At 66.9% G+C, this 24,690-nt stretch carries 16 protein-coding genes and 2 tRNA genes; 6 read left to right on the top strand and 12 right to left on the bottom strand.

All coding sequences use genetic code 11. The annotated features are described in order from the left end of the window. Window positions 1-35: 35 nt before the first annotated feature. Both OHA72_RS10985 and OHA72_RS10980 read left to right on the top strand, forming a co-directional pair. Window positions 36-126: transfer RNA gene (locus OHA72_RS10985), tRNA-Ser, on the top strand. A gap of 35 nt (window positions 127-161) precedes the next feature. Continuing rightward, window positions 162-234, top strand: a tRNA-Arg gene (locus OHA72_RS10980). A 720-nt stretch (window positions 235-954) separates the two neighbouring features. Here the strand turns inward: OHA72_RS10980 and OHA72_RS10975 are convergent. From OHA72_RS10975 to OHA72_RS10950, 7 genes are all read right to left on the bottom strand, one after another. Then, the gene (locus OHA72_RS10975; RefSeq protein ID WP_327007738.1) at window positions 955-1,737 is read right to left on the bottom strand and encodes a transposase family protein; all 783 of its coding nucleotides are present in this window, start codon (window positions 1,735-1,737) and stop codon (window positions 955-957) included. A gap of 82 nt (window positions 1,738-1,819) precedes the next feature. Continuing rightward, on the bottom strand, window positions 1,820-3,442 hold the full coding sequence (locus OHA72_RS10970) for a reverse transcriptase/maturase family protein (RefSeq protein WP_327007737.1): 1,623 nt from the start codon (window positions 3,440-3,442) through the stop codon (window positions 1,820-1,822). Between the two features lie 319 nt (window positions 3,443-3,761). Next, window positions 3,762-3,839, bottom strand: coding sequence for a hypothetical protein (locus OHA72_RS64610; protein ID WP_442788712.1), 78 nt, complete (start codon window positions 3,837-3,839; stop codon window positions 3,762-3,764). Between the two features lie 76 nt (window positions 3,840-3,915). Further along, window positions 3,916-5,511 (bottom strand): reverse transcriptase/maturase family protein, encoded by a 1,596-nt coding sequence (locus OHA72_RS10965; protein ID WP_327007736.1) that lies wholly within the window; start codon window positions 5,509-5,511, stop codon window positions 3,916-3,918. Between the two features lie 1,334 nt (window positions 5,512-6,845). Continuing rightward, entirely contained in the window at window positions 6,846-7,502 is a 657-nt protein-coding gene (locus OHA72_RS10960) for a hypothetical protein (RefSeq protein ID WP_327007735.1), read from the bottom strand. Window positions 7,503-7,520: 18 nt separating this feature from the next. Continuing rightward, window positions 7,521-8,246: a hypothetical protein gene (locus OHA72_RS10955; RefSeq protein WP_327007734.1), complete on the bottom strand. Its 726-nt coding sequence runs from the start codon at window positions 8,244-8,246 to the stop codon at window positions 7,521-7,523. Between the two features lie 76 nt (window positions 8,247-8,322). Further along, window positions 8,323-8,526, bottom strand: a complete 204-nt coding sequence (locus OHA72_RS10950) for a hypothetical protein (RefSeq protein ID WP_327007733.1) — start codon at window positions 8,524-8,526, stop codon at window positions 8,323-8,325. Between the two features lie 56 nt (window positions 8,527-8,582). On the opposite strand from OHA72_RS10950, the gene OHA72_RS10945 reads away from it, so the two are divergent. Then, window positions 8,583-9,701, top strand: a complete 1,119-nt coding sequence (locus tag OHA72_RS10945; RefSeq protein ID WP_327007732.1) for a hypothetical protein — start codon at window positions 8,583-8,585, stop codon at window positions 9,699-9,701. A 67-nt stretch (window positions 9,702-9,768) separates the two neighbouring features. Here the strand turns inward: OHA72_RS10945 and OHA72_RS64605 are convergent, their stop codons facing one another. Then, the gene (locus OHA72_RS64605) at window positions 9,769-11,211 is read right to left on the bottom strand and encodes a hypothetical protein (RefSeq protein ID WP_442788559.1); all 1,443 of its coding nucleotides are present in this window, start codon (window positions 11,209-11,211) and stop codon (window positions 9,769-9,771) included. Between the two features lie 57 nt (window positions 11,212-11,268). On the opposite strand from OHA72_RS64605, the gene OHA72_RS10925 reads away from it, so the two are divergent. Then, the gene (locus OHA72_RS10925) at window positions 11,269-12,048 is read left to right on the top strand and encodes an IS701 family transposase (RefSeq protein WP_442788558.1); all 780 of its coding nucleotides are present in this window, start codon (window positions 11,269-11,271) and stop codon (window positions 12,046-12,048) included. Between the two features lie 162 nt (window positions 12,049-12,210). After that, entirely contained in the window at window positions 12,211-13,299 is a 1,089-nt protein-coding gene (locus OHA72_RS10920; RefSeq protein WP_327006042.1) for an IS630 family transposase, read from the top strand. Window positions 13,300-13,782: 483 nt separating this feature from the next. Here OHA72_RS10920 and OHA72_RS10915 read toward each other — a convergent pair whose 3' ends face one another. The 3 genes from OHA72_RS10915 to OHA72_RS10905 all read right to left on the bottom strand — a co-directional run bounded on the left by OHA72_RS10915 (window position 13,783) and on the right by OHA72_RS10905 (window position 20,584). After that, a complete protein-coding gene (locus tag OHA72_RS10915; RefSeq protein ID WP_327011527.1) occupies window positions 13,783-14,928 on the bottom strand; it encodes a polymorphic toxin-type HINT domain-containing protein in 1,146 nt (381 codons plus the stop codon). Between the two features lie 554 nt (window positions 14,929-15,482). After that, window positions 15,483-19,472 (bottom strand): LamG-like jellyroll fold domain-containing protein, encoded by a 3,990-nt coding sequence (locus OHA72_RS10910; protein ID WP_327007728.1) that lies wholly within the window; start codon window positions 19,470-19,472, stop codon window positions 15,483-15,485. Between the two features lie 26 nt (window positions 19,473-19,498). Beyond that, on the bottom strand, window positions 19,499-20,584 hold the full coding sequence (locus OHA72_RS10905) for an integrase core domain-containing protein (RefSeq protein ID WP_327007727.1): 1,086 nt from the start codon (window positions 20,582-20,584) through the stop codon (window positions 19,499-19,501). Window positions 20,585-20,860: 276 nt separating this feature from the next. Here OHA72_RS10905 and OHA72_RS10900 point away from each other — a divergent pair, with 276 nt between their 5' ends. After that, window positions 20,861-21,772: a DUF5677 domain-containing protein gene (locus tag OHA72_RS10900; protein ID WP_327007726.1), complete on the top strand. Its 912-nt coding sequence runs from the start codon at window positions 20,861-20,863 to the stop codon at window positions 21,770-21,772. Window positions 21,773-23,471: 1,699 nt separating this feature from the next. On the opposite strand, the gene OHA72_RS10895 is transcribed toward OHA72_RS10900, so the two are convergent. Further along, window positions 23,472-24,683: an ISAs1 family transposase gene (locus tag OHA72_RS10895; RefSeq protein WP_327007725.1), complete on the bottom strand. Its 1,212-nt coding sequence runs from the start codon at window positions 24,681-24,683 to the stop codon at window positions 23,472-23,474. Window positions 24,684-24,690 lie beyond the last annotated feature (7 nt).

The following is a 24,690-nucleotide window of genomic DNA, read 5'->3' as shown; positions in this document are numbered from 1 at the left end:
TCCTCGGACGGCGGCTCCTGGCGACGGGGGTTGTTGGAGGCTTCGCCTAGTTCGGTCTATGGCGCCGCACTGCTAATGCGGTTTGGGTCTTAAAGCCCATCCCGGGTTCGAATCCCGGAGCCTCCGCGCAAAACCTGGTGTGTACACTAGGCGAGCACCGAGCGCCCGTAGCTCAACGGATAGAGCATCTGACTACGGATCAGAAGGTTAGGGGTTCGAGTCCCTTCGGGCGCGCAAGGTCAAGAGGCGGTTGAGCTGCGGAAACGTAGATCAACCGCCTCTCTCGTTCCGTCCACAGTGGACCTGATGTGTTCCAAATGTGTTCCGAAAGGGATCCGCTGTTTCAGCGGCCCCCGTGCCGGTACGTGCTGACCAGCGCGTTTCCGTGCCGCACAGTCCGGATCACGGCCCGTAACCCGGCGTGTTCAACCCACCACCAACCGCCTGCCGGGGCTTCACCCGATCGGGTGACGCACACGTATCCGACGGCCGTTGACCTGCGACCACCGCGGGCCGGACACCAGGTCCGAGACCGATGACATCCGTCCCGACGTCATCTGACTGCGACACCGAAACACGCACCCCGAAGACCCGGCCGGAAGACGACCGGCCGACAGGATCGACCCAAGACGCCGGCCAGCACCCGACCCGCCAGCCACCTCCAGCACCCCCACCACCACACTCCCCGGCAGCGACAGGACCGCCCGACCACCCGCCGCCCCGGTACCACCGCGTCGCCGCAGACCCACCCACCGACAGTTCAGCATCGCACCGGTAGGTCGCTGGCGAGGTTTCCGTTGTTCGCGGTTCCTTTTCCAGCGACCCCCGGCCCGAACCCGCCGTGCCGGTTGTCCCGGCAACGGGCTCTCCAGTGACTGCTACGTGAGCGTGTTGGCAGGTTGCCGGTGGTGGATGCTGTTGTGGCAGGGTGGGCAGACGATCAGTGAGCCATTTTCATCCTGTGTAGTGGCTGCTCTCGACGCGGTGTAGGGCGAGGATGGCCTGCACGATGGCGGTGGCTCGGCGTGGGCAGCAGCGGAGCTTTGTCAGGATCTTCCAGGTCTTGAGGGTGGCGATCGCGCGTTCGCCGCAGGCCCGGACCTTGGCGTGGGTCTTGTTCACCGCCTTTTGCCGGCGAGACAACTTGGGTCGGTGCCGGTGGCGCTTGAACGGCGTTCGGACCGTCCCGCCGGCGCCCTGGTAGCCCTTGTCGGCGAACGTCACCACGTCGGCGCTGCTCAGCGCATCGATGATGCCGTGGGTGCGGGCGGCGGTCAGGTCGTGGACCGCACCCGGCAGTGCTGGTGAGGCCCATACAAGGCGGCCGGCGGCGTCGGCGATGATTTGGACGTTCACGCCGTGTCGTCGGTGTTTCCCGGAGTAGTACGGCCGTTGGTCGGCGACCCGGTCGATCGGGATCAGCGTGCCGTCCAGGATCACGTACGCCAACTGCCGGATCCGGGCCATGGCGGTGGCCAGGTCCTCGGCCACCGCGGCGAGCAGGGTGACGGCTTCCTGCACGTAGCGCCAGGCGGTCGCGACGCCGACCTGGAACCCGGCGGCGAGGCGGACGTAGGTGTCACCGTTGCGCAGGTGGGCCAGGGCGAGCAGCGCTTGGCGTGCTGGCGTCAGACGCCGCCACCGGGATCGGCACGCACGACGGTGCCGGCGAATACGGTCGGCGAGGTGGTGCAGGGTCCGGCTGGACAGCGGAATCGTGGCGGGGTAAGACAGCATGGCGAGGCTCCCGGTCGGGGCATCGGGTTTTGGTCGACTGCTGTCTTACCTGGAGCCTCGCCCTCATCGATGCCCGGGTCTATCACCCACCCTGAGCTGCAAGATCAGCCTGGAAAAGGCTCAGTGTCTTGCGCCGCATCCTGGCCATCTGTTGCGCCCATACCGGTTGTGTTCGTCCCGGGGTCGCGAGTTGGGCGAGTTTGGCGACCTGGTGGACTTGCACCTGGGCGCGTTGCTCGCATAGTTCGCACCAGCCTCGGCGCAGGCGGGCGAGTAGTTCGCTGCCGTTGCGTCGGCCGGCCAGTGGGGCGGGTTGACGGTCGTCGAGGACCGCTTTCCTCTGCCGTTTGAGGGGGATACCGCCGAACCGTGTGGCCCGCGGTTTCCTGTCGGCGCGTTCGACCGTGGCTTGGAAGCACACCCGTCGCCCTGCGGGGGTGTCGATGGTGGCCTGGTACTTGTCGGCCATCTTCGACACGGTCGAGCGGTGCTTGCCGGCCAGGGTCTTGAGCATGGAGGTCAACATGACCCATTGCAGCCGGTTGAGCCTCCACACATCCTGCGCGGGCAGGTAGTACTGCAGATAGCCGCGCCACTGTGCCCCGTACCTGCCGATGATCTCGTGATCGGGGTGGTTCAGCAGTTCGGGGCGCAACTCGGGTTTGCCGAGTTTCATGAACGCGGCGCTCTTGGCAGTGATCACGTCCCGGGGGACGCGCAAGGCGACCTTCCCGTTGGCCGACCGGTGACCACGGGTGGTCTTGTGGTCGGCGTGTTGGACGGTGATCTCGTAGCCGAGGAACCTCGCCGCGCCGGTACGCCCATGAGTGATGAGCGTCTTGTCCTGGTTGAGTTCCAGCTTGAGGTCATCGCGCAGGAACTGCGCCAGCCGGGCCTTGATGTACTCGGCTTCCTGTCGTGGTCCGGTAAATCCCAGCAGGTGATCGTCGGCGTATCTGGTGTACCGGAGCCGCCGGAAGTCGGGATCGCGGGGGTTGCCCCGCGGCAGGGTCCGCAGCTGCTGCCGCAGCTGGCGGACTGCTTCGACGTCGCGGCGACGCCGGGCGCGCTCGATCGCGGCTCTCACCCGCCCGTAGGCCGGGTTGTGTGCCCGGCTCACGCCTCGGGTGTACTCGGGGATGAGCTGTGTTTCGACAAACTGGTCCAGTCGGTCAAGATAGATGTTACTCAATACCGGCGAAGCCACCCCGCCCTGCGGAACACCGGAGAGGGTGGCGTTGAACTCCCAGTCCTCAAGGTACCCGGCGTGCAGCATGTTACGCAGCAGCCGCAGGAACCGGTTGTCGTGGATGTGCTCGGCCAGGATCGACAGCATGACCTCGTGGTCGAAGCTGCCGAAACAGTCGGCGAGATCACCCTCGATGAACCAGGTTGTCCCGGACCAGCAGGTCGCCACCTCGGTCAACGCCGTGTGACACCCCCGACCGGGACGGAAACCGTGTGACCGGGCGGAGAACCTCGGTTCGTAGTACGCCTCCAACAGCAGCCGCACCACCTCACCGACGAGCTTGTCCGCCCATGATGGCAGACCCAACGGCCGCAACTTCTTCCCGTCCTTCTTGGGAATGTAGACACGGCGCGCGGGCATGAACCGGTAACGTTCGTGGCGCAACGCATCGATGATGCGCCCGATCCGGCCCAGGGTCATGCCATCGGCGGTCTCCCCGTCGACCCCGGGCGTCATCGCGCCGTGGTTGGCGTAGATGCGCCCGTAGGCCATCAGGTACAGGTCCGGGTTGAACAGTTGTCGATACAGCTCGGTACACGGCAGGCCACGCCTACCGCGCTCACGCAGGACATCCAGTACCGTTTCGGCGTTCTGCATTACGCATACCTCCCGGAATCGTGGTGTCCGATCACCTGGCCCCCTTCGACCCCCTGGCAGGTCGTGACTCCTGGTAGGGTGGGCTGCCCGACGAGGTCCCAGCGAATCTGGGCCTTTTCCGGGCAGCCTCCCTCCGAACCCGGCGTGCCCGCTTTCCAGGCACCGGGCTCTCCAGCGATTACGCCGCGTTCGCGACCGGGTTTGCGTGGATCCAGCCATGGCAGGGTGCGCAGACGATGAGCGTCTTGCGTCGCATCCTGGCCATGACGGTGGCCCACGCGGGCTGGTCCGGTCCTGGTTTCCCGATCGGTGGAGAACCACCGTGGCGCCGGTCATCCACCTTCGAGCTGAGCGAGTAGTTCCTGCAGATTCCTTACGGGAACACGGACCGGGACCGGGGCAGGGTCGTTGATGACCGCCCGCCGGTCTTGCCGCAGGATGATCCCGCCGAATCGTGCAACCAGGTCCGGCTTGCCCAGCCGTTTCCGTCTGGCCTCGAAGCAGGTCCGCAGCCCGTCGCTGGTGGTGGCCTTCGCCCGGAAACGGGCGGCCATCTTCGTGACGGTGGACTTGTGCTTGGCAGCCAGGGTTTTCAGCATGGACGTCTCGGCGTGCCAGCGCAGCGTGCCGAGCCGCCAGACGTCCTGGGCGAGTAGGTAGTAGTTGACGACGCCACGGTATTCGGCTGCGTAGACCCGGACGATGTCGTAGTCGTCCTGGTTTTGCAGCCGGGTCCGGCGCGACGGTTTGCCGTGCTGCCGGTAGCGGGCGCACTGGGCCTTGACCACGTCCGGCGGCACCCGCAGCGCGATCCTGCCATTGACCGATCTCCGGTTTCTGGTGATCTTCGTGCTGGAGTGCTGGACGATGATGTCGTAGCCGAGGAACCGCGCCGGCTGGGTGCGGGCGTGGCTGATCAGGGTCTTGCTGTCGTTGAGTTCGAGTCCGAGGGTCTCCCGGAGGAACTCCGCCAGCCTGGCCTTGATCTGCTCGGCTTCGGCCCTCGGCCCGGTGAACCCCAGCAGATGATCATCCGCGTACCTCGCATAGCGCAGGCGGCGGTAGCCCGGGTCCATCGGGTCGGTGGAGGGGAGCATGCGCATCTGCTTCATCAGGTGCCGGGCCTGTGCCCGGTCCCCGCGTCGCCGTGCCCTCCTGAGCAGAGCGTCTATCTGCCGGTAGGCGGGATTGGCGGCCCGAAGCGCTCCCCGCGTGTACTGCGGGATCAGTTTCTGCTCAACAAATGTGTCGAACTTGTCCAGGTAAACGTTCGAAAGGATTGGTGAAACCACGCCGCCCTGCGGGCATCCGCTGAGCGTGTCGTGGTATTCCCAGTCTTGCAGGTACCCGGCTTTGAGCATGTTTCGAATAAGCCGCAGGAACCGTTGGTCCTGGATCTTCTCCGCCAGTATTCCGAGAAGAATATCATGATCAAAGCTCCCGAAACAGTCGGAGATGTCACCCTCGATGAACCACGTTATCCCGCTCCAGGTGTTGTTTATCTCCCGCAGTGCGGTATGACACCCTCGCCCTTTCCGGAACCCGTGGGACCGGTCGGAGAACCGTGGCTCGTACATCGCCTCAAGGAGCAGGCGAACCACTTCACCAACCAGCTTGTCGGACCATGACGGCATGCCCAGAGGCCGTAGCTTCCCATTCTTTTTCGGGATATAGACGCGGCGGGCCGGGGAGAACCGGTACCGTTCGTGCCGCATCGCCTCGACGATCTGGTCGATCTTGTCCTCGGACATGCCATCAGCGGTTTCCGCGCTGGCCCCGGGTGTCATCGCCCCCTGGTTGGAGTAGATGTTCCCGTACGCCAACAGGTACAACTCCTTGTTGAACATCTGCCGGTACAGTTGCGTGAACGGCAGGCCCTTCCTGCCGCGCTCGCGGAGAACGTCAAGTACCACTACGGCTTCCTGCATTACGCATCCCTCATGGTTGCTTCCCGTTCATCGCCTGTGCCCCTTCGCCCTGTGGACCGTCATTAGCGGTCTCCAGATTGGGCGGACGTTACCCCGCCGACTACTGTGGGCACTCCGTCGCCATAGGACTCGCGTCCCGTAGGCGATCCCATGTTCATCACTGCTGTACGTGTCGAGCGCGATTTAGGCGTCCCGTCCGTCTCCTTGAATGCCCTGACAGGGCATCGCTCCAGCACCCCAAGAGGATTGCAGCGAGTTAGTCGCCAACTCGCCGCAGGGGCCGGTACCGGTTTCAGGCGTCTTTCCGGTAGGTTCCGTATTGCACCTTCTGGAGACTAGGCTTCAGGCAGTATGGCTTTCACCATGTCGCGCGGATCCCCCGGCACGCCACCCCATACGCCTGGGCATGAACTGCCGGTTTCCTGGCATGCTGTTGTCCCCGACTACCCTTTCAGGGCCGGGTCAGCCATCAGATCCAGAGACATCTCCTCCCGTCTCTGCCCGCTGCACGGGCGATACACCAGTGCACCTCATGGCGCACCGACTACTACGAGGCCTCCGTCGCCATAGGACTCGCGTCCCGTAGGCGATCCCGCGTTCGTCCCTGGTGTACGTGACAGCGGAACGTAGGCGGCCCACTCATCTCCTTGAATGCCCTCACTGGGCATCGCCCTGTGCCCCGAAGGTTGCGCCGGCGAATCCGGAACACCAGCGCAGGGCACGGCACCGGCTTCGGGCGTCTTGCCGGTGGATGTCGGCTTGCATCGTCTGGAGATTGGGCTTCGGGCAATCCAGCTCTCGCCATATTCCGCGGGTCCCGCAGCGCACCGCCCCTGACGCCTGGGCGCGACCACTGCTTTCCTGGCATGCTCTTGTCCCCTTCACCTTTCGGATCCAGGTCAGCCATCAGACCCAGGAACCTCCCTCCGAGTTCCTCCCAGCTGCGCTGGGGATACAACAGGACGCCTCGCGGCGCAGCGGATCTGCCGATGTCAGTGCGTCCGATCACGGCTGTGATGCGCGCCCGCTTCCTCACCATGCGACGGTGCGCGTCCAGCCGAGTAGGGGCCTGGTTCTCACCGACGAAGCCAGGCGGTCCTGGGTCGGTGGGCAGCGTCTGCGAGCCAGGTATGCCGGCGGCAACGAGGTAGCCGCCCGGGCGTTGCACCTCGGTCGCCGGTTCCTGCCGCGTCGAACGGCGCCGAGGAGCGCACAGCACCCGGACCGGCACCGCGGTGATCGTCCACCTGCCCGTCACCACCGACACCCGACCGGCGGGCTTGTGTGCTGTGCGCATCGCTACGGGTGCGGCAGGCGGTCACCCGGCCGTGCCGTCACCTCGCAGGCGACGATTCGACAACACCGCTCCACACCAGCACGACCCCGGTCGCGAACCAAAGCGCCGCGATCACGAGCAGCGTCCAATGGACGAGCCTGCGCTTCGACGCCACCGCCACCGCCACACCGGCGGCGGGGCCGGTCTGCCTGCGGATCACCTTCATGAGCCGCTCGGTCTGCCGCAGCGTCTTCCGCCACCGCCACCTGCCCTGATCACGCCGTGCGTCCCCAGCCAGCACGGCCTCGACCTCGATGGTCCAACCGGTGGCGGTCTGCAGATAGACGCGTTCCCGCCCCACCGCCCGCACCCCGACGATCTCTGTACGCAGGGCGGTGTGGCTCCTCAACGAGTTGTGGACGACCACCCAGCCGCCGTCCACCACGACAGAAGCAGACGGTCCCATGAAGTACCCCATCGTGAAGAACGGGTAGCAGATCGAGCCGGCCATCAGCAGGTGGAGCCAGGACCGCAGGTCGAACACCAGGACGTAGGTCATCGCGGCAACGGCCCCCGCCATGATGATCACCGATGGCAGGTCAATGCGCCGCTGCCGGTACTCCTTCATTGCCACAGATGATCCCCGAGCCTTGAGTCCGCCCGCCGACACGGAACGGCGGATGACCACGGGCTGGTCACCGGACGTCTTGCGCACCTCATGACGTACCGGCCGTCAGGTTTCCCGGCGCCGCGTCCGGTCGCGGTAGCGCGGACAGCTCGCGGTATGCAGCGAGTACAGCCGCGGTCCGCTCGGCGACCTCGGCGACCGCGTCCGGTGCGCTCGCGTCGCCGTCGTCGGCTCGCTGCGCCCGGCGCAGCACGCTGCGGACCTGCTCGGCGCGGTGTTGCTGATGCGCATGCTCGCCGGAGATCTCGGCGAGCCTGCGCAGTGCCCCAAGCCGCGCACGGCCTCCTCCAGTTCCTTCAGCGCCCGGGTCACCTCAACCCGCCGGAACAGCAGCACGGCGAAGCTCCACCGGGCCCGGTCGAGTGCCGGGCCGATCTGGGTGGGGTCGGCCATTGCACCGAGGGCCGGCCACGCCGCACGGATGCGCCCGATCGACTGCCGGGCCTCATGCCAGGCAGCCCGCTCGCTCTGCGGCACGAAGACCAGGCCGTGTCGCGAGCCGAGCATGTACGGCGCCAGCCCTCGCGCGCTGAGGCCGAGCCCATACAGCGACGCCATCGTGCCCACCGCCAACAGCGGCGAGATCAGCCACCACGCCAGACCGACCGGCGGGAACAGCCACCACCAACGCCACAGCCGCAGAGCCCAGGGAGCATCCGGATCGCCGATCACGAAGTCCGCCGGCTCGCGGGAGGTATGGGTGCCCATGGACAGATCATCCGCTGCCGACTGCCAGCACCACCAGCGCCCTCGCGCCGCGACCAGCGCCAACGCGAAGCGTGATTGACCCCTGAACTGCCGAATTGCGTACACGTGACCTTGGCGGAGTAGGCCCTGGCCGTCGGGGTCAGACAGCGAGGTGAGCGGATTGGGAGGCGTAGCCGTCGGGTCGCCTGTCCGGTGGCGCAGCCCGCACCTCGAGCACCGCCGACCGGGCGTCCGGGCCGGTGATTGCGGCGAGGTCGGCGAACAACGTGTTGGGGTAGTCGGGCCGGACCTGGTCGTAGAGGTCCGGCATTTCGTTGAGTACCCGGCCGAGGTTCTGCACCATGATGACCATCATCGTGTACCGGCGAAGGGATGCAGTAGGTGGCGGGGTGGTCGGCGATGGCCGGTCAGCACCGGTTCGTGGTGCTCGGCGAGGCCGCCGCGGACGGGCTGGCGCAGGCGCTGTCCGCGGCTGGGTTCGCGATCGTCGCCGGTCGGCCGCAGCAGCAGCGGTGGCTCGTCGAGGCGGTTGACGCCGGCCCGTACGCGATGGATGCGGACGGGTTCGCCAGCATCGCTGCGGCCGGACGGTTGGCTCGGCGGCTGGCCCGGCAGCACGGGGGTTGGTGGGCGGGCAGCGGGCCGTGCGACGCCGGTCGGCTCGACGCCGTACCGGCGCATCCGATCCTGCTGCGCCGCACCGGGGCCCGGCCGGGCATCGGGCAACTGCCGGTGGTCCCGCCGCGCTCGACGCGGCTGTCGATGCACTGCCCGGCACCGGCCGGGACGTCGGTCGACCTCCGCAACCTCGACGACGTGCCGTGGACGGAGTTGGAGCACGCGTACGGGCCGGCGGGCGACGTGCCGGGCCTGATCCGCAGGCTTGCCTCGGCGCCGGACGACTGGTCGGACGTTCTCCGGGAGTTGATCGGCGACGAGTTGTTCCACCAGGGGAACTGCTACTCGGCGTCCGTACCGGCGATGCGGTTTCTTGCCCGGCTGATCATGAGCGACACCCTCGCGGTCGGCCGTCGCCACGAGCTGTGGCTGGACCTGCTGTGGGCAGCGTCGCGCTGGGAGGGCAGCCTCGTCGGCTCTGCCGAGCGGGCCGTGGCCACTGGGCGGCAACCTGTGCCGCAGCCGTGGACGGCGCAGGTGCGGGCGGCCGTCGGTGCCAAGCTGCCGCGGCTGCTGACCCGATGGCCGCGGGAGCCCGAGGCGGTCCGGCTGGTGATGGCGGCGCTGGCGGCGCTGTTCCCCGAGGCGGCCGGACCGGTCACGGCGGAGGTGGCGGCCATGGTCGACCGGCACCAGGACACGCAGGAGGGTGTGCTGCTCGCGCTCGCCCGCGCGATGATCGCCCGGGACGACGTCGCCACGCTGGAGGCCGCGGCCGTTGTCGCCGGGTGGAGCACCGAGCCGCAGATGCCGGACACGCCGGGCGTCACCACCGCGGTCACCGCAGGCGACATCCTTGCCGGGGCGGCTATGCGGACCCCGGCGCCGGCCTATGCGTGAGCGTGACAGCGGGAGCGTGCATCGCTTGATCACGTGTGCGCTCATGCCGCTGAGTTTGCGCGCCGCCTCAGCTGTTGAGGATCGCCTGAAGTAGCTGAGGTCCGGTGTGGATCAGGACGAGGTTGGCGCGCAGTTCGCCGGGAAGCTCGTCGGCGTGACTGGCGTCGACGATGCAGGTAGGGCATCCGACAGGGATGATGACCCATGCGGCGGCCGTCGCGACGGCGACGACGAGATCCCAGATCTGTTCGCCTGCAGCGTGGTTCACCATGAGGCTGGAGTTGCCCACACCGTAGACGTCGGCTTCTCCGTCGGGCAGCCGCACGCGAACGTATCCGTTGTCGGGTGCACCGACCATGTAGGGCAGCAGGACCTGAACGGCGGCTTCGGGCCTGTGCGGTGCCAAAAACTGTGTTTCGGGCTGTGAGCTGGGGATTTGCAGGTGGATCAGGCAGCTCGGTGATACTCGTTGATGGCGCCGCTCAGGACGCGGCGTCGCCGGATCGGCTTGTTGATCGCGACGATCACGCTGGGGTCGTGGTCGGGTGGATGCTGGTCCAGGCTCTGGTGCGGCCGGTGCCGGTTGAAGTGGTCTTCGTAGTCGTGTAGCACCGTCCGGGCGTGCTGCTCGTTGTAGATCAGGACCCGGTCCGTGCACTCGGCCCTGACGCTGCGCACGAAGCGCTCCGCGAACGCGTTTGCCCGAGGTGTGCGCGGAGGGATCTTCACGACGTCGATGCCTTCGGCGGCGAAACACGGCGTCGAAGGTTCCTGCGAACTTGGCGTCGCGGTCACGGACCAGGAACCGAAACACGGTGATCCGATCGCCGAGGTCAATCACCAGATTGCGGGCCTGCTGGGTGGTCCAGGCGGCGGTCGGGTGCGCGGTGACGCCGAGGATGTGCACCCGCCGCGTGCTGATCTCCATGACAAACAGCACGTACAACCGCCGCAATGTGATGGTGTCGATGTGGAAGAAGTCGGTCGCCAGCAGCCCGGACGCCTGGGCCCGCAGGAACGTCCGCCAACTGGTGTCGATCTCACGCGGGGCAGGCCCGACCCGGGAACCGGCGAGGATGCGGCGAATGGTGCCGGCGCCGACCCGGTGACCGAGCCCGACGAGCTCAACTTGGATCCGTCGATGCCCCCATCCCGGGTTCTCCCTGGCCAGCCGCAGGACCAGGTCACGGACGTCGTCGCTGACCCGTGGTCGTCCCGGCTGGTTCGGGCAGGTCCAGTGCCGGCGGACCAGCCGGCGGTGCCAGGCCAGCAGCGTGGCCGGGGTGACGATCCGATGTTTCCACAGCTCCCGTGGCAGCGCCCGGACCAGCGCGGACAACACCGCCCGTTCCGGCCACGACAGGCGCGGCCGACCGACCTGGCGGCGTAACACCGCCACCTCATGGCGCAACACCATCAGCTCCGCGGCCATCGCGGACTCACTCCGCACGGCCTCCGGCAGCCAGCCGAACACCCGCACAACGCTCAGGTGCAGCACCCGCACCAACACGCTTGCCATCCTGCCTCGCTTTCGCGAAACAGCAGCTCACGCCATGTGCGATGAGTATTGGCACGGTACAGGGCGCTGCTGGCCCGGGAGCTGTACCTGCCTCGGACCTGGTGCGACGACCTGCCGCGCTGGCGGGAGGCGGGTGTCGACGACGAGGTCCGCTTCGCGACCAAGCCGGCACTGGGCCTGCGGATGCTCGCCCGTGCCATCGACGCCGGCCTGCCGGCGAAGTGGGTGACCGCGGACGAGGCCTACGGCAAGGACGCCAAGTTCCGGCTCTGGCTGCAGCAACGCCGGATCGGCTATGTCCTGGCCGTGGCGAAGAACCAGAAGATCCCGACCGAGCACGGCAGCGCCCGCGCCGACGCCCTCGCCTCCGCTGCACCCGCCCTCGCGTGGAAGCGGCGCAGTTGTGGCGACGGGGTCAAGGGCCCACGCGTCTACGACTGGGCCGTTGCCACGCTGCCAGACACCGGCACCGCCGAACACGGCCACACCCGCTGGCTGCTGGTCCGTCGCAGCATCGCCAAGCCCACCGAACTGGCCTACTACCTCTGCTACGGCCCCGACGGCACCGACGACGAGGAGTTGATCCGGGTCGCCGGGACCCGCTGGGCGATCGAGGAGTGCTTCCAGACATCGAAGAACGAGACCGGCCTCGACCACTACCAGGTCCGCCGATACGACGCCTGGTACCGCCACATAACTCTCGTTATGGTGGCCCACGCGTTCCTCGCCATCACCGCCTCGCATGCCGAAAAGGGGGCGGCGACCCTGAACGGGACGGCCTCATCCGCCTCACCCTCGGCGAGGTCCGACGTCTCCTGGCACACCTGATCGCGATCGCTCGGCCCGTTGATCATATCGATCGATGGTCACGATGGCGCCTGCGCCATCAGTTTAGGGCTCGAACCAGCCACTACCAGCGAAGACTCCGACTCCATGAAGTGCGGCTGGAGTACTAGTGTCCTGAGTCACTAATTCGCCTACACTTTGCGTATGCCAGGGAAGGCGCAGGGGTCGTTGGTGTTGTCCGACGATGAGCGTGAGACGTTGTTGCGATGGACGCGGCGGGCGAAGTCATCGCAGGCGTTGGCGATGCGGTCGCGGATCGTGTTGGCGTGTGCGGACGGCATGCCGAACACCGCTGTTGCTGCGCGGCTTGGGGTGTCTCGGGACATGGTCGGGAAGTGGCGGTCCCGGTTCATCGCCAGGCGTTTGGAGGGTTTGTCGGACGAGCCGCGGCCGGGAGCGCCGCGCAAGCTGACTGATGATGCGGTCGAGGCGGTGGTGGTGGCGACGTTGGAGCAGGCGCCGCCGCGGGGTGACAGTCACTGGTCGACCCGATCGATGGCCAGGGCGGTCGGCTTGAATCAGACCGCGGTGTCGCGGATCTGGCGTGCGTTCGGGCTCAAGCCGCACCTGGTCGACGATTGGAAGCTGTCGACGGACCCGCAGTTCATCGAGAAGGTCCGCGACATTGTCGGGTTGTACCTCGACCCGCCGGTCGGGGCGATGGTCCTGGCGGTGGACGAGAAAAGCCAGATGCAGGCGTTGGACCGCACGGCGCCGGTGCTGCCGATGATGCCGGCCGCGCCCGCCCGGCAGACCCACGACTACGTCCGGCACGGCACCACGAGCCTGTTCGCAGCTCTGGACCTGGCGACCGGCAAGGTGATCGGGCAGACCCAGCGACGACATCGGCATCAGGAGTTCCTGCGGTTCCTCAGGACGATCGACAACGCCACACCGTCCGATGTGGACCTTCACCTGATCCTGGACAACTACAGCACGCACAAGACACCCCAGATCCAGCAGTGGCTGGTCAAGCACCCCCGCTTCCACCTGCACTTCACACCGACCTACTCGTCCTGGCTCAACCTCGTCGAACGCTGGTTCGCCGAGCTCACCAACCGCAAGCTCCGTCGCTCCACGCACCGCAGCGTCGCCGCACTCGAAGCCGACGTGACCGCCTGGATCGAAGCGTGGAACACCGACCCGAAGCCGTTCGTCTGGACCCGCACCGCCGACGAGATCCTCGAAACACTCGCCGCGTACTGCGGCCGAATTAACGACTCAGGACACTAGCGGATCGCGCGATCACCGGTCAGCAGCTTACGGATGAAGTCGTTGCTTCTCCAGAACCACAGTTCGCTAGAGACCTAGAATCCTGTCACGCCACCGCCCCGTACCCTCTGGACGATTTGTTCTCGCGTTCGGCGCGGTCTCAATGGTATGTAGCAGGGTCCAGGCCAATCCGAAACTTTCATCATCACCGAAACACTCGGCCAAAGCATGCGCCTCCTCATCTGTCACGGGGCGCTCAATACGATCCAGGAGTTCTCCGGCACGCCTGAGAGCAGCGTCAAGAACATCATCGGGCTCAAGATCCTCAGATGGAAGTATCCCGAGGCTGATGAATTCACGAACTTCCGGCCGAATCATCTAGGACCCTCTTCCAAGTCAAATAGACGAGCATGCCGACGCCAATGTCGGGAAGCTCCAAGGCCAGCCGGCCATAAACCTTGGAGATTCCGCGACAGGGAGAGCCACGCGGAACCCCGACCTACATCATACCCCGAGGTGTGGAAAATTGGTTCGGTAGTAGGCGAGTACGCCCTTGATCGATTCGTTAAAGTAGGTAGGATCACCGTACAATCGCTGGCCAATCATACGGTAATTCCACATTTTCAGAGCCACGACTGTACGGAAAGACAACTGCGCATCATCACGCCTGGTTTCGCGCCCCCTCCAACGCCAGTCTCGAGTCAGCGCATGCTCCGGATCTGTCAACGCCACGGCTGCGTAATCATTACGATGTGGAAGACGCCGCGAAGCGACCTGCGGGGTGTGATCTGGTGTCAGGCCGTCGCCAACACGCCCCCGGAAAGCAAGATCACCAAAGGAGCTCACTTCTCTCGGAACAATTGCCAAGCGAACCGGCCCGCCGGTTCCACAAAGACACCTGTCCGCATGAGTCGGATTCGAACCACCGCAATTGTGTACGAGAACCGACGCTTCGCCGACGACTACATAGTACGTGTGAGCGTCGGCAATCGTCAGGTCGCGCATTTCTGCGGCACTCACGTAATTGTGTATTTCAACAACGAGAGCGATAGCGCCGTCTGAGGTGCGGAGACGATTCCCGGGTCTCAAGTCTTGGGCGTCAGTCCAGCTGTCTGTGGACTCGTTCCAGAACGGGTGATGCCAGGTCGTCTTTACGACCGAGGTTTCGTCGATCCCACCTCGGTCGACGGAGATGGTGAGGTCCGTCAGGTCGGTGTCGTCATTACGGTGCAGTTGTTCGACAGTTTCGGTTTCGAGCGCACCGGTCTGTGGGTCCGTTGCAATGACCTGGTCGCCGATGGCGACCTCTGCGATCGGCTTAGCGGTCCCGTCCGCCAGCAGGACGAGAGTGGCAGGCGCGAAACTGTGCGTCTCACCTGTTGTACTGCAAGCGCTGCCGTCCGAATCGTTGTCATCAGACCTGTTGCCAGGCCTTTCGCCGCCTCCCCCGCCGCGCTCGTTGGACCCGCCGCCATCGGCGCGGTGCCCGCCCTGGCTGCTGGACGCTGAGGGCCGACCCGCGGCCGGACTGCCACCGCCGCCACTGCTCCGGCCCGGACCTGGCGTAGCAGCACGGCTGCCGCCACCAAGGATTCTTGGTAGGCCGCTGCCGCCGACGACGCTGCCAGCGGCTTTGCCCGCGTATTTCATGGCGCCGCCGGTGAATTTACTGACTCCGGCGCTGAGGGCGCCGTCGAGGCCGCCTTGGATCATGGTGTCGGCGAGGCCGCTCCAGGAGAATTCAGCGTCGCCGCGTTTGACGTCGATCATGTAGCCGGTGCCGGCGGACATGGCGCCGGCGACGGCGCCGGCGAGGATCAGGCAGCCGACGCCGGTGGCGCACAGTGCGCCGACCGCGACCGCTGCCACGATGCCGACCGCGGCGGTGGCGATGAACTTCCAGGGGTCTTTCTTGATTGTGTCGATGGTGTCTTCGGCGTACTTCTTCGCCGCCTTGTACGTGTCATTGACACACTTCGAAACACCGCCGGACATGCACTTCTTGACGGAGTTGTACTTGTCCTTGACGGACTGGACCTTCTTCTTGACGAACGTCTTGGTGGACTCGACCACGACCTTTGTCGCGGCTTTGGCCTTGTCCACGACGTAGTTCCAGGCCTTGTGCGCGTCCTGGTACGCCTGGCCGGATGCCACATAGTTGTATGTCTTGGCGACTGCTGCGGTGGTGGTGTTCCAGGCCTTCTTCAACGAGGAGAAGCCGAAGTGGCCGGTCGGGTCGGTGGTGGTGAGGGGGTTGCCGTCGCCGTACTGGTAGCGGTTGGCGTTGATCGACGCAGGGAGCGGGCTGTTGTTGGCGGTGTCGCGGGTGTCGAACTGGCCGGTGTCGGTGTTGTACCAGCGGGCGTGCATGTTGACCGGCCGGTGGCCGGCAAGGTGTACTCGGACTGGTAGCCGAGGCCACCGACCATGCCCGTCGTGGTGAGGACTGCGCCGAGCGGGTCGTAGCTGGTCGATCCGGTCAGGCTGGAGCCGGTCGCGGTGAACTGCCCGACCACGTCGGTGTGCTGGTCGGTCCAGACGTATTTGGAGTTCGCGCCGGTGCCGGTCCCGGCGGCGAGCAGGCCGCCGCCTGGGTCGCGGGTGTATTTGGTGGTGCCGTCGTCGGCGAGGTCGTTGCTGAGCGCGCTGTACTTGAACCCGGGCTTGATCGCCCGGCCGAGCGCGTCGTAGGCGTAGGTGGTGGTGCCGGCGCTGGACTGCTGGGTGATGACCTGTCCGTAGGCGTCGGCGGTGGTGTTGTGCACACCGCCTGGCCCGCTAGTCAGCCGCAGCGTGCCGCGGGCGGTGTACGCGTAGGACGTGGTGCTGTTCTGCGATAGCAGCTGGTTGCGCTGGTCGTAGGTGAAGGTCTTCGTGCCGTTCTGGGTCCGGTTGCCCGAGGCGTCGTAGGTGTAGTTGGTGACCGTCGACCCGGACGTCCACGACGTGAGCCGGTTGGCGAAGTCGTAGCCGTAGGTGTTGCTGGACGCGCCCGCGAACCCGGTTGTCACCTTCGACGTGAGGTTGCTGTTCTCGTCGTACCCGTACGCGATCGCGCCCTGGATCACCGACCCGTCGAAGGAGGTGACGGTGTCGGTCTTGAGCCGGTGCAGGGTGTCGTACTCGAACGTGCGTTTCTTGTTGCTGGCGCCGTACGTGATGGTCTTGGGCTGGTTGAGCGTGTTGTAGGCGACGCTGAGGTTGATGTTCGTCGTCGGGTTGGCGATCGTGTCCAGGCGGCCGGCGGTGTCGTAGGTGAAGTTCGTCGCGCCGGCTGCGTCGGTGCGGGAGGTCGGCATGCCGTCGCTGTTGTAGGTGTACGACGTCACGTCGGCTGGGCCGGTGATGCTCAATGGCAGGCCGCGGTCGTCGTAGGTGATCGCGTTGGTGCCGCCGGGCACTGACAGCGAGGTGATCCGGCCGGCGTCGTCGTAGCCGAACGTCCGCGCCACCGTCGTCGCGTCCGCGCCAGTGCCGGTCTGTCCGGTCAGCTGGTTCAGGTCGTCGTAGGTGTAGCTGGTCTGGACACCGCCCGGCAGTGTCTGGGACGTGAGCCTGCCGCCCAGGTCGTATATCGACGTGAACGTCCGGTCCGCCAGGCCCGGATATGCGGTGGTGGCGGGTTCGATCTGCGATTCCGGCAACCCCCACGTGTTGTACGTGGTCCAGAACTGGTTGTTGCGTCCGTCGGTGAACCGGGTCGGGTGACCTGCCGCGTCGTACCCGAACGACGTGCTGATCGACGTCGTCGCCGTGACCGGTTGGGACTCGTTCACGACCTGACCCAGCGGGTCGTACGTCAGCGTCGTCGTGTGCCCGCGCGGGTCGGTCGAGGTGATCGGGTTGCCGTTGTTGTCGTACGTCGCCGACCTGGTCGTCAGCACCGAACCGGCTGCGTCCAGCTGTTGGGTCTTCACCGGTCGTCCGGCGCCGTCGTAGACGGTTGTGGACTTGGTGTTGTCCGGGTTCGTGACGAGGACCGGCCGGCCGAGGCCGTCGTAGGCGGTGCTGGTGATGTTGCCGGCGCCGTCTTTCTGCGTCAGCGTCTCGCCGATGTTGTTGTACGTCATCTCGGCGGTCACGCCGGCCGGTGAGGTGACCTTCCGCAACCACGGTCCGCTGCCGTAGACGCCGGTGCCGTAGTCGTATGTGGTGGTGTTGGACACCGGCGCCGGCTGCCGCACGATCTGCGTGCTGGTCAGCTTCCGGCCCAGGTAGTCGTATGTCGCGGTGGTCTTCGCGCCGGTCGGGTCGGTCGCCTCGGTGAGGTTGCCAACCGCGTTGTACTGCGCGGCCGTGATCTTTCCGGTTGGTCCGGTGACCTTCGTGACGTTGCCGAGCGTGTCGTACTCGTACGACGTCGTCTTGCCCCGCGGATCCGTCGTCGACGTGGTGCGGCCCAGCTTGTCGTAGACGACTGTGCTGCTCGCGTCGACGATCGGTGAGCCACCCGGCGGCGTGTACGACGGCATGATCGTCTTCCAGGGCCGGCCCGCCGCGTCGTACCGCGCCTGGGTGACGTTGCCGAGCGGGTCCTGCTGCTCGACCGGTTCCCCGAACGCGTTGTAGCCGACGATGGTCGTCGGCCGGGTCTGCACGGCGGTGGTGCCGTATACCTCGGTGCTGACGGACGGGGCGAGGGTCTTGGTGAGGTTGCCGTCGGCGTCGTATTCGTAGTTGGTGGTGTTGCCGTTCGGGTCGATCATCGCTGTGGTCAGACCGCGCTGGTCGACGGTGTAGGCGGTGTGCAGTTCGGTGGAGGTGACGGTGTCGGTGCCGTTGCGGCCGCTTTGGAAGAGCGTGTTGACGTCGGCGTCTGTCAGGGCCCGTTGGAAGACCTGGACGTTGTCGACGGAGCCGTTGAATGTCTCGTTGACGCCGGAGCCTGTGTAGGCACCGCCGATCGACGTTCCCCAGTCGGGGTTGGAGTTGAACGGTGTCGGGTTGGTTCCGTCGGTGCCGCGGATGTTGTTGGAGTACAGCGACATCCGCTTCGTGTTGGCGTCGAACACGCCGACGAGGTGCACCCAGGTGTTGGCTGTCAGCGCGTTTGCGGATGTCGCGGCTCGCTGGGAGCTGGGGTTTGCGACGTCGGCGTTGGGTGCGATGAACACCCATTTGCCGTAGGCCTGGTTGTACTGCAGGAGGAACGAGGTGGTGATGTTGCCGCTCTGGCCGACCGCTGCCTGGTAGCCGGTCAGGGCGTTGACTTTCACCCACGCCGACACCGAGTAGGACTGGGTGGTGTTGACCACCGCGCTGCTGGTCGCCATGGGCGTGCCGGTGAAGGTGGCGTATTCGCTGTTGAGTGTCGGCCCGCCGAACTCCGACGATGTCGGGATGTGGCGTTGCGAGCCGGAGGAGTCCGCGACGACGTAGGAGCTGTTGGTCGGCGACGGTCCGTTGAGGTTCCACCAACCGACCGGCCCGCCGCTGGCTTCGCTGGCGACGTACTCGTCGATGACCCGGCTCATGGCGTCGTACGTGGTGCGCGTGTCGGAGACGGCCGTCACGGGGTTGCCTACAGTGTGGCGGGTCCGGATGACGTGGTCATCGGCGTCATAGACGTAGTTCGTCGAGCGCGAGACATCGTCTACGAGGACCGACTGTTTGAGGACCCGGCCGGCGTTGTCGACCATGAAATCGGTCTGTGTGGCGCCGTTGTTCTCGATGGTGCTGGACGGGTTGCCGCCTTCGTCGTAGATGGTCTCGCGCAGCACCGTGGTTGTGACGCCGTCGGATTTGGTGATCCGTTTGACGGCGTTGTTGTCGTAGTACTCGTACCTGGTGACCCAGTTCATCGCGTCGGTGGTCGTGGCCAGGGTGCCGTTGGCGTAGTAGGCGTTGGACGTCTCCTGCACGACGGTGCCGTCTTTTCCGGTGGTGCTGCTGGTGAGCAGATGCCCTTCGGAGTCGAAGGTCTGGTTCACCACCTGGAGCCGGTCAGCGGCGGGGCAGGACGCTGCGGGTGCTGGGTTGCTGTCACAGGAGGTCATGCTGTTCTGCCGGCCGTAGACGTCGTACCCGTACAGGGTGACCGCGCCGACCGGATCAATGCTCTTCACCAGTTGGCCGTAGGCGTTGTACTCGCTGGTCACGGTCCGTGGGCTGTCACCGTCGGTGAGGTCGCTCACGGTGCGGGAGGTGACGTTGTCGTCGGCGTCGAAGACGTCGGTCGTCCGTGTGGTGTGCACCTGTGGGGCTCGTAAAGTCGAGTTGGCTACGCGGCCTGCGTGTATTCGTTGATCAGTCCGCCCAGGATCGGGCGTCGTTGAACGCGGGCGGCGGTGAGGTCGACGACCTGCGGCGGCGGGTTCGGTGGTTGCTGGTCGAGTGCCCGATGCGGCCGGTGGCCGTTGTAGTGCTCGGTGTACTCGGTCAGCACGCTTGTCAGGTGCCGTTCGCCGACGATGAGGATTCGGTCGGTGCACTCGCGTCGTACGGTGCCGACCCAGCGCTCCGCGTAGGCGTTCGCCCTCGGCGCTTGTGGCGGTGTGCGGAGCACGTCGATCCCGGCGGCGGTGAAGACCGTGTCGAACGCCGCGGTGAACTTCGTGTCCCGGTCGCGGAGCAGGAACCGAAGTCTGTCGGCTCCCTGGTCGAGGCTCATGAGCAGATTCCTGGCCTGCTGCGCCACCCAGGCGCCGGTCGGGTGCGCGGTGACTCCGATGATGTGGACCTGGCGGGTGGCCAACTCGATGAAGAACAGCACGTAGATCCGCTTCAGGAGCACGGTGTCGACCGTGAAGAGGTCGCAGGCGAGGATCGTGTGGGCCTGGGCGGTGAGGAACTGTCGCCAGGTCGGTCCGGCTCGGCGTGGTGCTGGGTCGACGCCGGCGTGGTGCAGGATCTTCCAGACGGTGCTGGCCGCGATCTGGTAGCCCAGACCGGTCAGCTCGCCCTGCACTCGTCGATGGCCCCAGGTCCGGTTCTCCGCTGCCAGGCGGAGCACCAGCTCGCGGATCTCCCGGTCGACGGGTGGCCGGCCGGGTCGCGCGTGTGGGTAGGTCCAATGTCGGGCAATCAACTGCCGGTGCCAGCGCAGCAGGGTCGCCGGGGTGACGAAGAACGTCGCCCACCGTGGTCGGGGCAGCAGCCGCGACAACGCCGCCAACACCACCCGGTCAGCGGGCTGGAGATCGGGTCGGTGCACCTGTCGGCGCAGCACCGCCACCTGATGCCGCAACACCAGCAGTTCAACGTCCTTCGCGCCGCCGTCCCGGGCGAGCTGGGTCCGCATCTGCAGGAGCTGACGCAGGAGCAGGTACACCAGCGAGGCCGCCATGGCCTGGATCGTCCTCGCCATCGTTGGGCGAACCTCGCACAAAGTCGCACGTCACAGCCACCGAACCGAATTTACGAGCCCGACAGGTTGCGCCGGCGGTCAAGGGGCCGGCTACCGGTAGGCGCCATGCTCGGCGCGCAGGCGTCACGGGGAGCATCGGGCGGACGCATGACCCGCGCGTGACCGTCCTGCGGCACCGGGAGAGATCCGCGTGGGCCGCCGGCGTCGAGGAGTCCACGGGAGGAGTCGGCCGTAAATGGCTGTCCGTGCCGCCGAGGCGAGGGCTACCGTCAATTCGTGAATTGGACGTCGAGGCACGTCGCGGTAGACGACGTTCAGGTATTCGAACCCGACTGGCGCGCGTTGCGAGACGCGGGCGACGAGAACCCGTTCATGCATGCCGCCGTCGAGCTTCTCAAGAGTTCACTCGGCCTGGCCAGCGCGCTGGCCGGAATCGTGCCCGGGCAACCGCTCGGTCTGCATGCCGCGATCCGGTGCGGCCTGCTTGTCCGCGCCTGCAAGTTGTGCACCGACCTGCTCGCAGACGTGTGCGTGCTGAAAGGACGCCAGCAGCTGGCCCTGATCCGGGAGCTTATCGAAACGCTGGCGAACCTGTCGTACCTGTGCGGGGACGACGAACACGGATCACGGCACGTCGCCTTCCTGCAGGACAGTCTCATCGCCGAACGCGAGTTCCTGAAGGCCGTCGAGCGCCAACAGGCGCTCAACGGCGGTGCCGAACTGCCGATCGAGGCCCGCATCCGCGCCTCCATCATCGAGACCGCTCTGGCTGCGGGCATCGACCTCGAGCAGCTTCCCGGCCGCCGCCAGATCAACTGGCCGACCGCCTTGGACCGGATCGAGATGGCGTTCGGCGCGACGGCGTATCCGGCGTTTCGTACCGGGTCCGGCGCCGTACACGGCACCTGGCACGACGTGCTGCGCAACCACCTGGTGCAGGTCGACGGCGGGTTCGAGCCCAACTTCCAGGCGGTACCGCCGCGCCCTCAGCCGCTTCTGTCGGCTGCCATCCAGCTCACGACGACGGCCATCACCTATCTGCGCCGACAGCCTGACGTGCATCAGCGGATGTTCAACGAGCCGCTGGCCGCTGCGCTGGGGTTCGCCTTCCGGGCCGACGAGACGCACGAGCGGTGGCTCACCACCGGTGGCGTTCAGCGCCGCGGTGCCCTGAGCGTCGCCGGTTAGGCGTGCGCCCCCGCCTGGCTCATGGTTTTGGGGACGGGGGTGCGTCTGAGACGCAAAAGGGTCGCCTTTCGTCCTCAAGGCTTCGTGCCGGTCGACCCGATCGACCGCGCGGTGCGGTCGTGAACGGGGCATCGTAGGACTTCGCAGCCGGTGGGCGCGAGGGGTTCCAAGCGGCGGTGCCGCTGCGGGCGACGGCCGCGCCGCCCGTGGGAGGCGACGCGGCGGGCAACCTCGTGCCGAGGTTGCAGTGGATGCCGTGTCAGGCCGCAGTGAGTGCGGCGCCCGGTGTCTGCTTCGGTAGGCAGCTGCCGCGCCACCGGTTCACGGTCGGGGCTGCGGTGCGGGTGAACCAGCCGGTGAACCGGGTGGGACGCGCGACGATGATTCGGGCGATGACCGGTGCGGTAGAGCGGTGCGACGCAGCCGGTGGCGGCACGGCGGGCGCGGCAGGTCGAGGAGGTAGGGCAGGGTGGCGGGTGGTAAGGGCGGTGTCCCAGCCAATGGTGGTGAGGCCTCCGATCGGCGCGGGGAGCCGTGCATCGCCCATGCCGACCCCGGCGAGAGTGAGCAACGCGACGGCGAGGTAGCCGCCACCGAGCACAGCTGCGTCGGCGAGCCCAGCCGGCAGCGTCCGAGGCTGGCCGGCAGCGACGGCCACAGCGGCCTGCAGGAATACGAGTCATGCGGTTGTGGTCAGCATCGCCGGGACCGAGGTGGCGGGCAGGTGCAGCCATAGCGACGCGGCGCCCAGACCGCCAACGGCGCCACAGACGCTTCGGCGCATGCGGCGCCGGGCAGCAGGCGGCTCACCGGGCCGCGCGAGCCGGTCCGCACCCGCCGGCGGGTGCGCGGCGGTGACCGCGCTCAGCACGACGATTCCGGCCAGAACAGTGATCATCGGCTGGCCGGGGCGAGGCTGGGGGCGTGGCATGCGGGATGGGGCAGGGGTGCGCGGCTGGGCGAGGCCACAGAGGGCGGCCTCGCCCAGCGGACGCTGATGGTCTCTGGTGTGAGTGACCGCGGTGCGGCCAGAGCATGCGCTCCAGGACCCAGCCCGGGGAGCTGCCGCACGGCGTTGCCGCAGGGGCCTGGGAGTTCGGCCGGGTGGCGTTCCAGGGCGGATTGAACCTGATCTTCGAACAGCCTGGGGCCAAGTCAAGCCAACGCGAGGATGCCCCGGCCGCTGAGCCGGGGCATCCTCGATCGTCTACTCGAACGCGAAACTGCCTGCCACAATCAGTGATCGGCCGGTCGCGCTGCGCTTTTGCAGTTCGGTGACGTGCCCCCGGCAAGAGACCAGCCTGCACGGCTTGATCGCGACTCTATTGGGCTCAACTGCGGAAATGCCGAGCTTGACCTCGGTGTTTCGGGGAATCCCAGTTGCAGATTAGTGGTTCGGTCCGTCCGACGAGAGGTTGGTCATCCCAGCCGCCAGGTGGTAGAGATCCCGGCCGTCCTGGCGGAGGTCGAGATGTCTCCCGGGTTGGATGGTGGCTGCCTGTCCGCGGATGACCGCAGCCCTCGCGCCGGCCGGCGAGGCCATCAAGGACGCGATCACCGACACGAGTGCCTTGAACTGACCGAATTCGCCGTGGCTGATGCCGCGCTGGCCTGGGCACGCGTATCGGCGCACTCTTCGCGGCGGCGGCCTTCTCGGCTGACGCATTGCCTCAGTGGGCCCTGAACTCAGTATCCAGGGTCATTGCGTTGTGGGATAACTGCTGGTCACGGCGTTGATAAGGTCGTGTGAGCGGCGGTCGGCGCGCCGGTTGGCCCGGGCGATGTTGGTCGCGCCGCGGATGCGGTGGTAGCCGATCGCGGTGTTACGCAGGGTGGCGATGACGGCGGGTCCGGCGCCGGTCCGGGCCTGGTGGAGGTCTTCACGGAATGTCACGTCGCGCACGTGATGCAGACGGTTCTCGATGTGCCAGGCGCGGCGGATCCAGTCCTGCAGGTCGGCGGGTTGGGCATCGGCGGCGGGAAGCGACACGGTCAGGTAGGCGGTTTCCCGGCTGGTCCGCCCGGCGGTGATACGGGTACGGGTGGCTCGGACGGCTTGCTCGGCGTGCGGGAACGCGATCCCGCCGGGCGTGTGCAGGGTGATCGCCTTGACGGTGCGGGTCTCGCGGCGGCCGTGACCGCGGTCGCGGGTGCGGTCCCCGGCCGGGACCTGGGCCCAGGGCAGGCGTTTGAGTTGGGCGTGCAGGGTCGGCTGGTTGGCCTTGACCTGCACGAGCAGGTACGCGCCGCGGGCGGCGACCTGCCGGGCATGCTCGGTCTGGGTGTGCAGGGCATCGGCAACGAAGATGACGCCGGTCAGGTCGCCGAGCACGGCTTCGACCGCGTCGAGCAGCGGCGCGAACGCGGGAATCTCGTTGCTCTTCGCCGCGATGGTGACCTGGGCCAGGACGATGCCGGTGGCAGTGTCCAGGGCGGAGATGAGATGGACCTGCCCGCCGTCGTGGCGGCGGGCACCGCGCAGGGTCTTGCCGTCCACGGCGATGACGGTGCGGTACCGGCGAGGACGTGCCGGTGCCGGCCCGGTACGGGTACGCAGCCAGCCGGCCAGGATCTGGGCGAGCAGGCCGGCGTCGAGGCGGGTCAACAGCCGCCACACCGTTGTGCCTGCAGGGATCCGGCGACCGAACCCGAGTCGGTCCCGGGCCTGCACGTCCAGGTCGAGCAGCCAGTCGCTGATCGCGGCGAACGACGACGCGCCCGCGAGGACCGCGCAGACCGCGACGGTGAGCAGCCCGGCAAGGGGATACCTGGTCCCGCGCGGATCACGCGGATCCGGGACCGCGGCCAGGGCGTGCAGCAGCCCGCCGTGCTCACGATCGGTGACCGAGGCGGGCAGGAAGTCCATGCCCGGTGCGGTGACAGTCAGTGCGGGGATGAGGAATGATGCCATCTGCGGG

Source organism: Dactylosporangium sp. NBC_01737 (assembly GCF_035963215.1).
Lineage (GTDB): Bacteria > Actinomycetota > Actinomycetes > Mycobacteriales > Micromonosporaceae > Dactylosporangium.
The sequence above is the reverse complement of the archived record's forward strand: the minus strand, read 5'-3'. Positions and strand labels throughout refer to the sequence as shown.